This window comes from Chromobacterium sp. Ag138, from assembly GCF_055181315.1.
In genome coordinates this window covers 1,425,131-1,440,308 of record NZ_JBUPWA010000001.1, presented here as the reverse complement: position 1 = coordinate 1,440,308, position 15,178 = coordinate 1,425,131, and the positions used below count along the sequence as shown (strand labels likewise).

Below are 15,178 nucleotides of genomic sequence, written 5' to 3'. Positions count from 1 at the left end.
CCGCCGCCCTGGATCATGAAGCCGTCAATCACGCGGTGGAACACGGTGCCGTTGTAGTGGCCGGCCTTGGCGTAGGCGACGAAATTGGCGACGGACTTGGGGGCCTTGGCCGAATCCAGCGCGATTTCGATATTGCCCTTGTTGGTGACCATCTCCGCCACCGGGGCGGCGAAGGCGAGTGCGGGCAGGGCGGCGAGGGCCAGGCTGCTGATCAGTTTCTTCATCGTTGAATGGCTTTGCGGGCTTGTGGAACAGGGCGCTGATTCTAGCATAGCCGCCCGCGGCGGAGGCAGGCGCCGTTGCGGGGCGGCGGGTTCGCAATGCTTAACAAAGATATGTTTTTCTCTTGCGGCGGGTGGATTTCGAGCTTAGACTCCACCCCCTAAAAGATGCAAGCACTATCTTTTTATTCTGTCTGCATGATGCGCCGGCGCCGTCCGGCGCGTTTCATTTCAGGAATTCAAAATACAATGCAAGCCGCACCCCGCTCCCTGAGTTTATTGTCCGTTTCCATCGCCGCCCTGTTCGCCGCCGCGCCCGCCGCGCAGGCAGCCGGTTTCCAGTTGACCGAGCAAAGCGCGCTCGGCATGGGCCGCGCCTACGCCGGCGCCGGTCTGGCCGGCGACGACTTGTCCGCCGTGTTCTACAACCCGGCCGGCATGACCCTGCTGTCCGGCACCCGCGTGCAGGGCGGTTTCACCTACGCGGAGATCGACGCGCCGTTCAATGGCAGCAATACGGTCACCGGTTCGCCGGATCCGCGTTTGAACGGCTCTCGCTCTGCCAACGACAACGGCCGCGCGCCGGGCGAGCTGATCCCCAACGCCTACCTGACCCATCAGATCAGCGACCAGCTGTACGCCGGCATCGGCATCACCACGCCGTTCGGCCTGGGGGCGCGCTACAGCGACAACTGGGGCGGCCGCGACAACGGCATCTCCAGCTCCATCAAGACCGTGGACATCAACCCGTCGCTGGCCTACAAGCTGGACGATCGCTGGAGCTTCGGCGCCGGCGTGTCGGCGCAGTACGCGCAAGCCGATCTGAAGAAGGGCGCCTACCTGCCCGGCGCCACCGGCGAATTGAAGGCCGACAGCTGGGGCTTCGGCTACAACCTGGGCGTGATGTACTCGTTCAACCAGGATAGCCGCGTCGGCCTGTCCTACCGCTCCAAGGTCCATCACAAGGCGGAAGGCGATTACACCAACTCCGGTTTCGTGGATCTGGCGCCTAGCATGCCCTTGTCGCGCTTAAACGGCACGTATGCCGGCTCCGCCGAGGTTACCGCTCCCGAATCGCTGCTGCTGAGCGGCTACAGCAAGCTGAACGACAAGTTCGCCATCGGCGCCACCGCGCGCTGGACCCGCTGGAGCCGATTCGACCAGTTGGTGGTCAAGGGCAGCCCGCAATTCGGCCCGATCGACACCACCACCCGCATTCCTAACAACTGGAAGAACAGCTGGATGTTCTCGATCGGCGGCGATTACTTCTACAGCGACGCGCTGACATTGCGCAGCGGCCTGGGCTATGAAACCACCCCGGTGCCGAGCGCGCAGGACCGCAACGCGCTGATTCCGGACGCCAACCGCCTGTGGCTGAGCCTGGGCGCCAGCTACAAGATCAGCAAGCAGGCCAGCGTCGACGTCGGTTACGCCTATCTGCGCGCGCTGGGCGACAAGAAGATCGATAACAAGGTGGATAGCCCCTTCAAGACCCAGAGCCATCTGCAGGGCGAGTACTCGTCCATCACCGGCCATCTGTTGGGCGTGCAGATGCAGTACCGCTTCTGATATCCGTCTGATTATGAAAAAGGCGCGGCTTAGGCCGCGCCTTTTTGTTTGGCCGGATCAGATCTGATATTCCAGACAGTCGTCCAGCAGCTGCACCCGCCGCTGTTGCGGCTCCATGCCGAACAGCTCCATTCCGGACAGCGGCGGCGAATATAGATGCAAGGTGACCAGATCCCCGCCGTCGGCTTGCAGATTGGCCACCTGATGGATGTCCAGATGGCCGTTGATCACCAGGCTGCCGGCGGCCAGCTCCCGGGTTTCGCGCGCGGCCAGCTGGCCGGAGAGCGTGGTTTCGAACACGGTTTCGGTGGCGACGCCTTCTATCACCCGCACCCCGCACAGGCTGCCCTTGTGGTTGTGGATCTGGCTGCGTTGGCCGTGGCGCCAGCACAGCAGCAGCAGCTCGCAATATTCGTCTCGATAGATGCGGTTGCGACAATAGCGCGCCTCATCAAAGCGGCGGAAGGGTTCGAGATCTTGGGCGGACGGGCGCAGCGCGCGGTGGAATTGGCGAATCTGTTCCAGATTCAGGCAGCCCGCATGAAATGAGAGGCGTTGCAGAAGCGTTTCGAATGTCGAGCAGGGGAGGGTGGAAGGGGCTTCCATCGGCTTCTCCTTGGTGTCTGAGCGCGGCGAGGTCGCTGCCATGCCTTGTTATCGACCATTGTCGGTAATAATGAATGCATCCTTTATATTGGTTTTGGTATAAGTCATGCCGGAAATCGAATTGCCGCCATGAACCGGTATAGCCGCGATGGCATGGGGAGGAGACGGGCAAAAGTGTCAGAGCGTTTCGCGAGATTCAGGGAAGCGAGGACAGCGGCAGCTTCATGGTTTGCTTGATCGCGTTGAGCACGATGGTGGATTTCACGCTGCGGACCAGCGACAGCTGCATCAGCTTGTTCATCACGAAGGACGACAGCGACGGCAGGTCCGGCACCACGATGCGCAGCAGGTAGTCGGCCTCGCCGGCCGCCGCGTAGCATTCCAGCACTTCGGGCAGATTGTCGATGGACTGGGCGAAGTCCTGCAGCGCGGCCTCGTTGTGCCGCTCCAGGCTGACGTTGGCGAAGGCCATCACCGACAGGCCGACATGCTCGGGGTTGAGCGCCACCTGATAACCCTGGATGACCCCGTTCTGTTCCATGCGCTGGATGCGGCGGCCGATCTGGGAGGCGGACAGCGGAATGTCCTGTGCCAGCTTCTGATGGGTGGCGCGGGCGTCCTGCTGCAACAGGTGCAGGATCTGCAGGTCGAAGCGGTCTAATTCAATTTTGCGCATATCAAGCAATTTATGACGTTTAATGCGGTAAGTATGCAAAATTTACGGCGAAACGGCAAATGATGCGGTCTTTCCGCATGGCTGTCGGGCTAAACTAGAGTAAATCGCCAAATTCTACGGAGCCCAGCAATGAACGACCGCGCCGACTTTGTGGTGCCCGACATCACCACCCGCAAAAATGTCGGATTGAGCCACGACGCCAACGACTTCACCCTGCCGCAGCCGCTGGATCGCTATGGCGCGGAAGATCACGCCACCTGGGCCACGCTGTACCAACGCCAATGCAAGCTGCTGCCCGGCCGCGCTTGCGACGAGTTCCTGGAAGGCCTGGAGCGCCTGGAAGTGGACGCCGATCGGGTGCCTGACTTCAATAAGCTCAACGAGAAGCTGATGGCCGCCACCGGCTGGAGGATCGTCGCGGTGCCGGGCCTGATCCCGGACGACGTGTTCTTCGAGCATCTGGCCAACCGCCGCTTCCCGGTCACCTGGTGGCTGCGCGAGCCGCACCAGCTCGACTACCTGCAGGAGCCGGACGTGTTCCACGATCTGTTCGGCCACGTGCCCTTGCTGATCAACCCGGTGTTCGCCGACTACCTGGAGGCTTACGGCAAGGGCGGGGTCAAGGCCAAGGCGCTGGGCGCGCTGCCGATGCTGGCGCGGCTGTACTGGTACACGGTGGAGTTCGGCCTGATCCAGACCCCGGCCGGCATGCGCATCTACGGCGCGGGCATCCTGTCCAGCAAGTCGGAATCGATCTACTGCCTGGAGAGCGCCAGCCCCAACCGCGTCGGCTTCGACCTGATGCGCATCATGAACACGCGCTACCGGATCGACACCTTCCAGAAAACCTACTTCGTCATCGACAGCTTCAAGCAGCTGTTCGACGCCACCGCGCCGGATTTCACCCCGCTGTACCGGCAGCTGGCCGACGCGCAGCCATGGGGCGCCGGCGACATCGCGCCGGATGACGCGGTGATCACCCGCGGCGACCGCCAGGGCTGGGCGGAGACCGACGACGTCTGAAGTATGGGCAGGCGAATACTGGTAGACCCGGCGATGCCGGGTCTTTTCACATCTAGTGGAGGCTGCCGCCACTGAGCGCGAGGTCTTGCTCGCGCGTCACGGACAGCTCCACCGCCAGCCGCAACGCCGCCACGCAGTCGTCCAGCGTGAGACTGAACGCGCCGGGATGCCGGGCAGCCTGTTCCGGCAGGAAGGGCAGATGGATGAAGCCGCCGCGCGGGCCGCCGCGGTGCAGCAGGCCGTACATCACGTGGTTGCAGACGAAGGTGCCCGCGCTTTGCGACACGGTGGCGGGCAGGCCGCGCTTCCGCAGGCCGGCGACGATGGCCTTGATCGGCAGTGTGGAAAAGTAGGCGGCGGGCCCGTCCGCGACCACCGGCTGGTCTATCGGCTGCCGGCCGGCGTTGTCGGGAAAACGGGCGTCGTCGATATTGATCGCCACGCGCTCCACCGCGATGTCGGGCCGCCCGCCGGCCTGGCCCACGGCGATGGCGATGTCGGGCCGCAGCGCGTCCAGCTCGCGGTAGAGCGTGTCCAGCGCCGAACCGAAGGCGCAGGGCAGCAGCCGCGCGTGCACGCGCGCGCCGGCGATGGTTTCGCCATCCAGGCGGCGCGCCGCCTCCCAGGACGGATTGATGGTTTCGCCGCCGAAAGGCTCGAAGCCGGTCAGCAAGACGGTTTTCATGCGGTCATTTCCTCAGCGGAACATCAGCCAGTCCAACAATACGGCATTCACCGCCAGCAAGGCCAGCGCGGTGGGAAATTGGGCCTTGATCACCGCGTTGCGGTCGGGCAACTCCAGCAATGCCGCCGGCACGATGTTGAAATTGGCCGCCATCGGCGTCATCAGCGTGCCGCAATAGCCGGAGAACATGCCGATGGCCGCCATCACCGCCGGATCGCCGTGATGGGCGCCCACCAGGAAGGGCAGGCCGATGCCGGCGGTCATCACCGGGAAGGCGGCGAAGGCGTTGCCCATGATCACCGTGAACAAGGCCATTCCCAATACATAGGTCAGCACCGCCAGCCCGCGGATGTCCAGCGGCAGGTAATGCGCCGAGAGATGGGCGATGGCCTTGCCGACGCCGGCGTCGGCGAACAGCAGGCCCAGCAAGGCCAGCACCTGGGGCAGCAGGAAGGCCCAGCCCACGTTGTCCAGCAGGCGGCGGGTTTCCCGCACCGCCTGCAGCGGCGTTTCCCGGGTGAGCCGGCAGGCCAGGGCGGTGGAAGCCAGGCAGGCGATGCCCAGCGCCATGACGGTGACGTTCTTGGGGTCCAGCAGCGGGGCGCCGGTGGAGGGAAGGCAGCGGGCGAGCAGGCTCAACGCGATGGTCAGCAGCGGCAGCAACAGCGACGGCAGGAAGATGCGGTTGCCCAGCCGCCGCAAGCTGTCTTGCAGGCGCTCGGGCGGCAACGCGGCATGCCGGCCCGGCGCCAGCCGTCCCAGCCCGGCCAGCAGCACCATGGCCAGCACCATGGCGCCGGCCAGCTCCGCGGGCAGCCAGTCGCCGGCGATGAACAGCAGGCCGAACAAACCCCAGAAGGCCGCGCTGCCCAGCCGGCGCGGGTGATGCTGGTCCCGCAGCGTCATGCCGGCGGCCAGCAGCAGGATGCCGCCCACCAGCCAGTACAGGTATTGCGCCTGAAGCATTATTCCTTCTCCTCGGTTTTGAGGGCGCGGCTGAGCCTGTATTCATGCCAGGCGAGCCGGCCGGCGTGGATCAGAAAGGCGAACATGGCGGTGGGAATGCCCCACAGGGCCAGGTAGAGCGGGTCCAGCGCGTGGCCGTTCTCCCGCATGAAGGCGTGCATCAGGATCACGGCGCTGAAGGCGACGAACAGATTCTCGCCGAAAAACAGGCCGATGTTGTCGGTGGCCGCGCACATCGCGCGCAGGCGGGCGCGCTGCGCGGCGCTCAGCTTGCCGTGCAGTTTTTCCCAGGCGCCTTCCGCCATCGGCACCAGGATGGGCCGCACCACCTGGGGATGCCCGCCCTGGGCGGACAGGCCCAGCGCGGCCGACAGCTGGCGCGCCAGCAGGTAGACGATCAGCAGGCCGCCGGCGGTGGCGTCGCCGATGCCCTGTATCCAGCGGTAGGCGCGTTCGCGCAAGCCGTGGCGCTCCGCCAGGCCGACCGCCAGCAGGGCCAGCAGCAGGGCGGCCGACAGGCTGCGGGTCTTCATGAAGCCGTCGCCCACCTTGGCCAGGATGGCCAGGGGTGCCAGGCCGGCGGCCGCGCCGGTGACGATGCCGGCGCAACAGACCACCAGCAACGGATTGCCGCGCAGCAGGAAACCCAGAATGACGGCGGCGATGCCGAGCAGCGGCCAAAGATTGACGGTCTGGTCCATGTTTTGTCCTTATCGCCTGGATAATGCCGGCTCAGCCGGCCCGCACGTCCACGCCCAGCGCCTCCAGCCGCCGGCGCAGCAGGCGGGCGAAGCGCAGCGCGTGGGCGCCGTCGCCGTGCAGGCACAGGGTGTCGGCGCGAACGGAAACGCGCTGCCCACCCGCCGCGGCGACGGTTTGCCGCAATACCATGTCTTCCGCCTGGGCCAGCATGGCGGCGTCGTCCGCCAGCAGATCGCCGGGCGAGCCGCGCGGCACCAGGCTGCCGTCGGCGCGGTAGCCGCGGTCGGCGAAGGCTTCCTGCCATACTTCCAGCCCTTCGGCGCGGCAGGCGTCGATGAAGCAGCCGCCGGCCAGGCCGACGGCCCGCAGCGCAGGGTTGTAGTCGCGGATCGCGCGGGCCAGCGCCTCGGCCAGCTCGGGGTCGCGCGCGGCCTGGTTGTACAGCGCGCCGTGCGGCTTGACGTGCCGCAGCGCGCCGCCTTCGGCGCGGACGATGGCGTCCAGCGCGCCCAGTTGATACAGCAGGCCGGCCCGCGCCGTTTCCAGCGGCAGCCGCATTTCGCGGCGGCCGAAGTGCTCCCGGTCGGGAAAGCTGGGATGGGCGCCGATGGCTACCCCCTTTTCCAGGGCGAGCAGGACGGTCTTGCGCATGGTGTCGGCGTCGCCGGCGTGCCAGCCGCAGGCGATGTTGGCGGAGCTGACCAGCTCCAGCAGCTCGGCGTCGCCGCCGCAGCCTTCGCCGACATCGGCGTTGAGGTCAATGTTCATCGCACACCCTTTCGATTCTCCGCAGATAGCGCTGCAATTCCTGGTCGGCCTGTTCGGCGTCATCGCGTCCGGCTTCGATGAAGTGCAGCTGGCTGCCCAGCCGCGCCTGGCCGAGCTGCCACAGGTCGGCGGCCGCCACCATGCCCAGCCGGGGATAGCCGCCGGTGGCCTGGGCGTCGGCCATCAGCACGATGGGCTGGCCGTCCGGCGGCAACTGGATCAGGCCCGGCAGCGCGCCGTGGGACAACATCTCCACCGCCTCGCTCAAGCGCAGCGCCGGCCCGGCCAGCCGGTAGCCCATGCGGTTGCTGCGCGGCGTCAGCTGCCAGGGGTGGCTCCACAGCCGCTGGCGGGCGGATTTGGGCAACAAGGCGTATTCCGGCCCCGGACAGACGCGGATGCGGTTGCCCGGCCTCGGCAGCCAGACGCCAAGCTTGCCGCGCGGCGACAGCGGCCTGCCCAGCGGCAGCCGGTCGCCGTCGCGCAGCGCGCGGCCGTCGAGTCCGCCGAAGCCGGCCATCAGGTCGGTGCTGGCCGACTCCATCAGCAGGGGCGCATTCACGCCGCCGTCGATCGCCAAGTAGGCGCGCATGCCGCTGCTTGGCGCCTCCAGCCTCAGCGTCTGGCCGGCGCGGCAGGGGGTGCGCCAGCCCGGCCATACCGGCTCGCCGTCCAGCGTGGCCCGGCAGTCTGCGCCGGTCAGCGCCAGCATGCCGCCGCGCAGCAGCCGGAAGCTTGCCGGGGGCAGCGTGACTTCCAGCGCGGCCGCGCCGGCGGGGTTGCCCACCAGGCGATTGGCGACGGTCAGCGCCAGCGCGTCCATCGCGCCGGCGCGGCACACGCCCAGATGGCGCGCCCCGAAGCGGCCCAGATCCTGCACCGTGGTTTGCGGCCCGGCCTTGATCACTTCCAGCATCAGGCGTCCTCCTGCGGGATGAAACACACCGTATCGCCCGGCCGCAGCGGACAGGGCGGCTGGCGCGCGGGGTCGAACAGCACGGCGTCGCTGCGCCCTATGATTTGCCAGCCGCCGGGCGAGGCGGTGGGGTAGATGCCGGTCTGGCTGCCGCCTATGGCCACCGAACCGGCCGGCACGGTTTGCCTGGGCGTGGCGCGGCGCGGCGCGGCCAGCGCGGGGTCCAGGCCGCCCAGGTAGGCGAAGCCGGGCTGAAAGCCCAGGAAGAACACCGTATAGCGGGCGGCGGAGTGGCGGGCGACGACCTCGTCCGGCGCCAGGCCGCAGTGGCGCGCCACTCTTTCGAGATCCGGACCGTGGCGGCCGCCGTAGCGCACCGGAATTTCCACCACCCGGGCGGCGTGCTCCGCGCCGTCCGCGCGTTGCCACAGCCGTCGCAGCCGGGCCGGCAGCGCGGAGGCGTTCGCGCCGGGGCGCAGCTCCAGCGTCAGGTTGTTCATGCCGGGGATGACTTCGCGGAAGTCGGCGTCGGCTCGCAGCTGCTCGGCCAGCCGCCAGATTCGGCGCTGGCAGTCCAGCGTGGCCGGCGGCGGCAGTTCCAGCACCAGCGCCTGGGCGCCCAGCCAATGAATGGCCGGCGCGGAAGAGGAATCAGATTGCATCGCGTGCGGGATGGCGTGAATCGGGAATATGGATATGATAATGGCTTGACTGGGTGCGATGATGCTATGTCGAGAATTTCTCGTCAATTTATCGCTGCCTCGCGGCCTGCCACCTCCCGTGGCGCAATATGGAGAGAATGGGTGTCAACGACGCAAGATTTGCCTAAGATCGTGTCCTCGCAGCATCTGGTTTCCGAGCGCAGCCCGGAGCTGTCCGAGTTCGAGTTCAGCCTGACCGTGGTCAACAACGCCTTCCACCGCTGGATGGTGCGCTGCATGGCGGCGGCGGGCGAGAAGGACATGACGCCGACCGAGGTGCTGCTGGTCCATCACGTCAACCATCGCGGGCGGCAGAAAAAGCTGGCCGACATCTGTTTCGTGCTGAACATGGAGGATACCCACGTGGTGTCCTACGCGCTGAAGAAGCTGGTCAAAATGGGGTATGTGGAGAGCGAGAAAAGCGGCAAGGAAGTGCTGTTTTCCACGACGGACAGCGGCCGCGCGCTGTGCGAGCGCTATCGCCAGGTGCGCGAGCAGTGCCTGATGGCGACGCTGGGCGACGGCGGCATCGCCAATCCGCTGATCGGCGACATCGCCCAGTTGATGCGCACCCTGGCCGGCATTTACGACCAGGCGGCCAGGGCCGGCGCGTCGTTCTGACCGTTGCGCGTCGCTTGCGAGTCTAGATGACGGCCCAGATCGCGAAGATGGCGGCCAGTATCAGCACCCCGGTCAGGATCTGCGAGGTGCTTTTTTCCTTCTGCAGCGCGCGCTTCATGCTGTCGTTCGCGCTTTCCAGCTTCTCCAGCTGCTGCTGCAGCTCGGCGCGCGCCTCGTCCTGGCCGGCCAGCGTTTTCAGCATCTCCTCGCCGCCGAACTCCTTGACCGCTTCCTTGTTCCATACGCCCAAGAGCTTGCTCACCTTGTCCTTGAAGTACAGCGCGGTGCGCTGGGCCGGGTCCTGCCATTCGAACTGGAAGCCCTGGCCGGCGTAGAAGGCGTGGCAGTGCAGCCGCTCTTCCTCGGAATGGGTCTGGCCCATGGTGATCATGCCGGGACTGATGGCGAATTCGGGGCAGACGCCTTTGGCCCAGGCGATGACGCTGGCGAACAAATAGGTGTCCAGCCCGCTGCCGGCGAGGCCGGGGCTGGCCTGCACGCCGCTCTTGGGACCGAAGGTCACGCTCTTGCTGGGGCGGTCCACCCTGATCCAGGCCAGGTTGTAGACGGCGTGGAAGCGGCTGTCGTCGCCTTCCAGCGGCTGCCAGTGCGCGCCGTCGGAGCGGGCGTAGCCGCGGAACTGCAGGCGGAAGTAGTCGGACTGGGCCGTCATCGCCCGGCTGCGCTGCAGGATGCCGTAGATGGGACGGCCGTCGGCGCTGAGCGTCAGTATGGTCTCGCCCAGCGGGATGGCCAGGTTGGCCAGCGTGACTTCGCTTTCCGGCGGAGGCAGCGGAATCTCTTCCGTTGTCTGGTGAGGATCATTGTTCTGGGTGTTGTTCGAAGTCATGTGGCAGTGGTTCTGTCGCTGGGTGATGGTGGCTAGTGTCCGCCGGACGCCATCGGCATGGGGATTCTATCCTACATTGTAGGGGAGCGCGCTCGCGCTTGCCGAAGGCGGGAGGTGGCGGTGAGGTTCGTTGGGAATTTCGTTTTCCTGGCATGTTCGGCTTTGCCGGCGATGGCGGGCGGGATGTGCGGCAAGCCGATCCAGGTGGGGTGGGAGGAGAGGCCGCCGTATCATTACCAGGGGCGGGATGGGCGGCCCGCAGGCTATTCGGTGGAGCTGCTGAACCAGGCGGCTGCGCGCATAGGCTGCCGCCTGGCGTATCGCCAGATTCCCTGGTCGCGCACCTTGCAGGAGCTGCGGCTGGGCACGGTGGATGTCGCGATGCAGGCGCTGAAAACGCCGGAGCGGGAGGCGTACGCCTGTTTTGTGCCGGGCTACAGCTCCTCGCTGGTGCGGTTGTGGGCGCGTAGCGATCGCGCCGCGAATTGGCCGGTCTCGCAGCCGCAGGACCTGGGCAAGCTGGGCATGGTCAGGCTGGGCGTGACGCATGGCGACAGTTACGGCGAAGTTTGGGACCGTTGGCTGAAAGCGCCTCCCGGCATGGTGAAGATAGACGCCGGGGAAACGCTGGCCGGCAGTTTGCGCAAGCTGCAGCTGGGTCGGATCGACCTGCTGCTGGCGACCATGGACACGGCGCCGAATGAGCTGGCCCGCTTACCGCAGCAGCCGGGAATCGTGGCCCTGCCGCCGATATGGCCGATAGGGGGCGCTTTTTATGTCTTCAGCAAGCGCAGCGTGTCCCCCGAGCTGTGCCGGGCTTTCGCCGGCGCGCTCAGCGACATGAAGCGCGACGGGGTGGTGGACCGGCTCTACCGCGGCCGCTTCAACATCGCCTATCCCGACCCCTAGCCACGCAGCAAGGGCAGCGGCGCGAACCGCCCGCCCAGCACGTTATGGCTGTCCTTGCCCCACCAGCCGTCTATCGCCGTGGCGTAAACCTGGCGGAAATCTATCGCGTGCGGCAGATTGCCCTCGCTGACGCCGGCCAACTGCGGCGTCTGGCCATACAGGCCGCCGTTGACGCGGCCCCCCAGCGCGAAATGGACGTTGGCGGTGCCATGGTCGGTGCCGCGGTTGCCGTTTTCGCGCGGGCGGCGGCCGAATTCGGCGTAAGTCAGCGCCAGCGTGTCGTCCCAGCGGCCCAGCCGCGTCATTTCGCTTTTCAGCTGCGCCAGCCCGTCGGCCAGTTCGGCCAGCAGCCGGGCCTGCGCCGGCTGCTGGTTGCCGTGGGTGTCGAAGCCGGTCAGCGTGATGCGGGCGACGGCGATGTCCACGCCGCGGGCAAGGGTGTCGGTGAGCGTGCGCACCGCCACGCCGAAGCCGCCGTTGGGTTTGGGGCCGGCGGTGGGCGCTTCGCTCGGCGCGGTGCGCGGCAGCGGGGCCAGGCTGGCGGCGGCCTGGCGGATGTCGCCTTCCACTTTCAAAATATGCTCCAGCGCCGCGCCGGCGCGGCCGGGCTGCTGGTCGGCCACCAGCTTGGCCTGGCGGGCGAAGTCTTGCGGATTGGACAGCACCACCGCGCGCGCGCCGCCGTCCAGCGGCCCCAGCGTCTGGCTGGACAGCACCACGCCGTCGGCGGCGAAGCTCTTCGGCGTCGGCTGCTCATGGAACAGCCGGGTCAGCCAGCCCTCGCTCAGGTATTGCTGGCTGGCCGACGCCGTATCCCAGATCTCGATCGAGCGGAAGTGGGACAAGTTGGGATCGGGGTAGCCGACGCCCTGCAGCAGCGCCAGCTGCTTGTCCTGCCACAACGGCATCAGCGGCGCCAGCGACGGATGCAGGCCGATGTCGCCGTTGATTTGCAGCACCTGCTCGCGGGCGATGGCGATGCCGGGGCGCAGCCGGTAGTAGTCGGCGCTGCAGTAAGGAACCACGGTGTTGAGGCCGTCGTTGCCGCCCTTCAACTCCACCAGCACCAGTAGCCGCTTGTAGCCGGCGGGCGCCAGCGCCCAGGACAGATTGGGCAGCACGGTCAGCATCAGGCCGGCGCCGGCCGCTTTCAGGAATTCGCGTCGTTTGAACATGGCGGGCTCCTCATTCCACCTGGTAGGCCGGGTCAAGCAGCAGTTGGGCGATGGCCTTGGCGCCGCTGGCGTTCGGCGGCAAGGGATTGGCCGGCGGCACGGCCAGCAGCAGCCGCGCGGCGTCGGCGGCGGTGCGCGCGCCGTAGACGGCGGCCCATTCATCGGGTTGCAGCTTCATCGAGTTCAGTCCATTGCTGGCGAAGCGGCGGATGCGCGCCTCGCGGCCGGCCATCTCGTTCAGGCCGCCATCGGCCTGGGCGTAGGCGTCGCGCGCCGGCGCGGCGTCGCGGGCGATGCGGTCCAGGAACTGCTTGCGGGTGAGCAGGGTGGCGCTGTTGATCCAGGCTTCGCCGCCGGGCCAGCCCTTGACATTGGGCGGCGCGAACACGTCCTGGCCCAGTTGGTGGTTCAGTCCGGCGATCACGCGCCAGTCCGGCGGATTCAGGTCGAAAGTCACCAGCGTGCCCACGGTCAGCTCCAGCGGCGATTTCACCAGCTGGCCCTGGCTGCGCCAGAACTGCGGCGTCAGCAGCAGCGCGCGCATCAAGGGCTTCAGCTGGTAATGGCCGCGGCGGAAGTCGGCGGCCAGCTTGTTGACGGTGGCGACGTCGGGCGTGGGCGATACGAAGCTGCGCCACAGTTTGTTGGCGATGAACACCGCGGTGTTGGGCTGTTGCAGCAACAGCTCGATCACGTCGTCGCCGTCGAAATTGCCGCGCTGGCCGAAGATGACTTTCTCGCCGGTGTCGCGCAGCCGCGGACGGACGATGAACTGGTCGTCGCGGTCCAGGCCCCAGCCGGTGAAAGCGCGCGCCGCCTCGCGGATGTCCTGCTCGCTGTAGTGGCCCTCGCCCAGCGTGAACAGCTCCATCACCTCGCGGGCGAAGTTCTCGTTGGGCTGGTCCTTGCGGTTATTGGCGGTATCCAGATAGCGCATCATCGCCGGATCGCGCGCCACCGCGTGCAAGAGCTGGCCGAAATCGCCCAGCGCGTAGTGGCGCAGCAGCAGGTTTTGCTGGTACATCATCTGCGGCGAACGCACCTTGTCCAGCGCCGACACGAAATGGTTGTGCCAGAACAAAGTCATCTTCTCGGTCAGCGGCGATGGCGTGTTGCGCATCTCGGCCAGCCACCAGTTGCGCAGCTCCGCCGAGTGCTGGTTGCGCTCCTGCTGCAGCGCCTTCTTCTGCTCCTCGGTCAGCCCCGGCTGGCCGGGGCGTTCGAACGGCTCGTTGGCCCAGCCCGGCGGCGGCGTAGCCGCCTGGGTACGGACGCCGGCCAGTATCTTGTCCACCGCCGCTTCGCGGCTCAGCGGCGCGAACGCCTCGATCTGCGCCGGGTTGGCGCCGAAGCCGGTGCGCGCCAGCAGGTGGCGGGCGCCGTCCGCGCCGATGCCGGCCAGCGCGCATAGCGGCAGGCCGAGCAGGGCGGAAGCGAGCAGTATTCTTTTGATCATGGGTTCACCGCGGCAAGCCGTTTGCATAAGCGATTGACTGTGAGCATAGTTGCCACTTTTCGCTCCGGTATTAAGCGGACCGGCCAGAGTGTTAAGTTGTTTGCGCATCTGGGCTATACTGTCGCCCTGTCACCGGGGGTGCCCTGCAAACGGGCTGAGAGACACCCTGAGAACCTGATCTGGATCATGCCAGCGGAGGGAGCGTGATAAAGCGGAACCTCGTCTGCCTTGCCTGCTTGCTCCGTGGCCGCACCGCACGGAGATTGTCCATGAAGCTGTTCCCCAAACTCGTCGTCGTCGCCCTGAGCCTGGCTGGCCTGTCGGCCCAGGCGGCCGAACTGCGCGTGCTCGCGCACAGCTCGTTCAGCGTCGACAAGCCGCTGCTCGCCGCGTTCGAGAAGCAGACCGGCGCCAAGGTGTCCATCATCAAGGCCGGCGACGCCGGCGAGATGGTCAACAAGCTGATCCTGACCAAGGGCAGCCCGATCGCCGACGTGGTGTTCGGCATCGACAACAGCCTGATCGGCAAGGCCGAGCAGGCCGGCGCGCTCGCGCCGCTGCCGGCGGAGCTGGCCCGCGGCGGCAAGGTGAGCCTGCCGGGCGCCGCCGCCGTCGACTATGGCTATGTGACGCTGAACTACGACAAGGCCTGGTTCGCCAAGAACAAGCTGCCGCTGCCCAAGACCCTGAACGACCTGGCGTTGCCGGCTTACAAGAACCTGCTGGTGGTGGAAAACCCCGCCACCTCTAGCCCGGGCCTGGCTTTCCTGTCGGCCACCATCCATGCCTTGGGCGAGGACAAGGCCTTCGCGCTGTGGGGCAAGCTGCGCGACAACGGCCTGAAGGTGAGCAAGGGCTGGACCGAGGCCTACTACACCGATTTTTCCAAGAACGGCGGCAGCCGTCCCATCGTGGTCAGCTACGCTACCAGCCCGGCGGCCGAGGTGTTCTACAGCAAGGACAAGTCGGCCGACGCGCCGACCGCCAATCTGCTGCTGCCGGGCTCGGTGTTCCGCCAGGTGGAGGGCGCGGCGCTGGTCAAGGGCGGCAAGGAGCCCAAGCTCGCCCAGCAATTCATCGCCTTCCTGCGCTCGGACGCGGTGCAGAAGGATATCCCGACGCGGATGTGGATGTACCCGGCGATGGACAACATCCCGCTGGACCCGGTCTACAAGCACGCCGAGCAGCCGGCCGCGCACGACACGCCCGACAGCGCGACGCTGGCCGCCAAGCAGCGCGCCTGGGTCGGCCGCTGGATGCGGGTGGTGCTGAAGTCCGGGCAGTGATCCGGCGATGACTTGCCCGGTTTCGCCTCTGTTATGATCCGGGCAAGT

The 15,178-nt window shown here is 66.9% G+C and carries 17 protein-coding genes and 1 riboswitch; of the genes, 5 read left to right on the top strand and 12 right to left on the bottom strand.

Annotation, left to right across the window (positions count from 1 at the left end):
- Positions 1-224 (bottom strand): peptidylprolyl isomerase (locus tag ACY3GB_RS06385; protein ID WP_463088015.1); only part of this gene is annotated, 224 nt, incomplete at its 3' end.
- 246 nt (positions 225-470) lie between these two features.
- On the opposite strand from ACY3GB_RS06385, the gene ACY3GB_RS06380 reads away from it, so the two are divergent.
- Positions 471-1,790, top strand: a complete 1,320-nt coding sequence (locus ACY3GB_RS06380; RefSeq protein ID WP_463088014.1) for an OmpP1/FadL family transporter — start codon at positions 471-473, stop codon at positions 1,788-1,790.
- Positions 1,791-1,847: 57 nt separating this feature from the next.
- On the opposite strand, the gene ACY3GB_RS06375 is transcribed toward ACY3GB_RS06380, so the two are convergent.
- On the bottom strand, positions 1,848-2,396 hold the full coding sequence (locus ACY3GB_RS06375) for a cysteine dioxygenase (RefSeq protein WP_463088013.1): 549 nt from the start codon (positions 2,394-2,396) through the stop codon (positions 1,848-1,850).
- A 196-nt stretch (positions 2,397-2,592) separates the two neighbouring features.
- Complete coding sequence (locus tag ACY3GB_RS06370; protein ID WP_043596483.1) at positions 2,593-3,072, bottom strand: Lrp/AsnC family transcriptional regulator; 480 nt, start codon at positions 3,070-3,072, stop codon at positions 2,593-2,595.
- A 129-nt stretch (positions 3,073-3,201) separates the two neighbouring features.
- Here ACY3GB_RS06370 and phhA point away from each other — a divergent pair, with 129 nt between their 5' ends.
- On the top strand, positions 3,202-4,095 hold the full coding sequence (gene phhA, locus ACY3GB_RS06365) for a phenylalanine 4-monooxygenase (protein WP_463088012.1): 894 nt from the start codon (positions 3,202-3,204) through the stop codon (positions 4,093-4,095).
- Positions 4,096-4,147: 52 nt separating this feature from the next.
- Here the strand turns inward: phhA and pcp are convergent, their stop codons facing one another.
- The 6 genes from pcp to pxpB are packed head-to-tail and all read right to left on the bottom strand — an operon-like array spanning position 4,148 to position 8,794.
- On the bottom strand, positions 4,148-4,780 hold the full coding sequence (gene pcp / locus ACY3GB_RS06360) for a pyroglutamyl-peptidase I (protein WP_463088011.1): 633 nt from the start codon (positions 4,778-4,780) through the stop codon (positions 4,148-4,150).
- 12 nt (positions 4,781-4,792) lie between these two features.
- On the bottom strand, positions 4,793-5,746 hold the full coding sequence (locus ACY3GB_RS06355; RefSeq protein ID WP_463088010.1) for a DUF979 domain-containing protein: 954 nt from the start codon (positions 5,744-5,746) through the stop codon (positions 4,793-4,795).
- A complete protein-coding gene (locus ACY3GB_RS06350) occupies positions 5,746-6,447 on the bottom strand; it encodes a DUF969 domain-containing protein (protein WP_463088009.1) in 702 nt (233 codons plus the stop codon). Before ACY3GB_RS06350 ends, ACY3GB_RS06355 begins: the two co-directional genes overlap by 1 nt.
- A 31-nt stretch (positions 6,448-6,478) precedes the next feature.
- Positions 6,479-7,216 (bottom strand): 5-oxoprolinase subunit PxpA, encoded by a 738-nt coding sequence (gene pxpA, locus ACY3GB_RS06345; protein ID WP_463088008.1) that lies wholly within the window; start codon positions 7,214-7,216, stop codon positions 6,479-6,481.
- Positions 7,206-8,132, bottom strand: a complete 927-nt coding sequence (locus tag ACY3GB_RS06340) for a 5-oxoprolinase subunit C family protein (RefSeq protein WP_463088007.1) — start codon at positions 8,130-8,132, stop codon at positions 7,206-7,208. The genes pxpA and ACY3GB_RS06340 overlap by 11 nt, the downstream gene beginning before the upstream one ends.
- Positions 8,132-8,794, bottom strand: coding sequence for a 5-oxoprolinase subunit PxpB (pxpB, locus tag ACY3GB_RS06335; protein ID WP_463088006.1), 663 nt, complete (start codon positions 8,792-8,794; stop codon positions 8,132-8,134). The genes ACY3GB_RS06340 and pxpB overlap by 1 nt, the downstream gene beginning before the upstream one ends.
- A 141-nt stretch (positions 8,795-8,935) precedes the next feature.
- Here pxpB and ACY3GB_RS06330 point away from each other — a divergent pair, with 141 nt between their 5' ends.
- Complete coding sequence (locus ACY3GB_RS06330) at positions 8,936-9,454, top strand: winged helix DNA-binding protein (protein ID WP_463088005.1); 519 nt, start codon at positions 8,936-8,938, stop codon at positions 9,452-9,454.
- A 22-nt stretch (positions 9,455-9,476) separates the two neighbouring features.
- On the opposite strand, the gene ACY3GB_RS06325 is transcribed toward ACY3GB_RS06330, so the two are convergent.
- On the bottom strand, positions 9,477-10,304 hold the full coding sequence (locus tag ACY3GB_RS06325; RefSeq protein WP_463088004.1) for a hypothetical protein: 828 nt from the start codon (positions 10,302-10,304) through the stop codon (positions 9,477-9,479).
- A 183-nt stretch (positions 10,305-10,487) separates the two neighbouring features.
- Between ACY3GB_RS06325 and ACY3GB_RS06320 the strand changes: the two genes are divergently transcribed.
- Positions 10,488-11,213, top strand: coding sequence for a substrate-binding periplasmic protein (locus ACY3GB_RS06320; RefSeq protein ID WP_463088003.1), 726 nt, complete (start codon positions 10,488-10,490; stop codon positions 11,211-11,213).
- On the opposite strand, the gene ACY3GB_RS06315 is transcribed toward ACY3GB_RS06320, so the two are convergent.
- Both ACY3GB_RS06315 and ACY3GB_RS06310 read right to left on the bottom strand, forming a co-directional pair.
- Positions 11,210-12,388: a DUF1501 domain-containing protein gene (locus ACY3GB_RS06315; RefSeq protein ID WP_463088002.1), complete on the bottom strand. Its 1,179-nt coding sequence runs from the start codon at positions 12,386-12,388 to the stop codon at positions 11,210-11,212. The two genes, ACY3GB_RS06320 and ACY3GB_RS06315, sit on opposite strands and share 4 nt — an antisense overlap.
- Positions 12,389-12,398: 10 nt before the next feature.
- Positions 12,399-13,844: a DUF1800 domain-containing protein gene (locus ACY3GB_RS06310; protein WP_463088001.1), complete on the bottom strand. Its 1,446-nt coding sequence runs from the start codon at positions 13,842-13,844 to the stop codon at positions 12,399-12,401.
- A gap of 124 nt (positions 13,845-13,968) precedes the next feature.
- A riboswitch (TPP riboswitch) is annotated at positions 13,969-14,063 on the top strand.
- 50 nt (positions 14,064-14,113) lie between these two features.
- Here ACY3GB_RS06310 and ACY3GB_RS06305 point away from each other — a divergent pair.
- Complete coding sequence (locus tag ACY3GB_RS06305) at positions 14,114-15,130, top strand: thiamine ABC transporter substrate-binding protein (RefSeq protein WP_463088000.1); 1,017 nt, start codon at positions 14,114-14,116, stop codon at positions 15,128-15,130.
- The last annotated feature ends 48 nt before the right edge of the window (positions 15,131-15,178 follow it).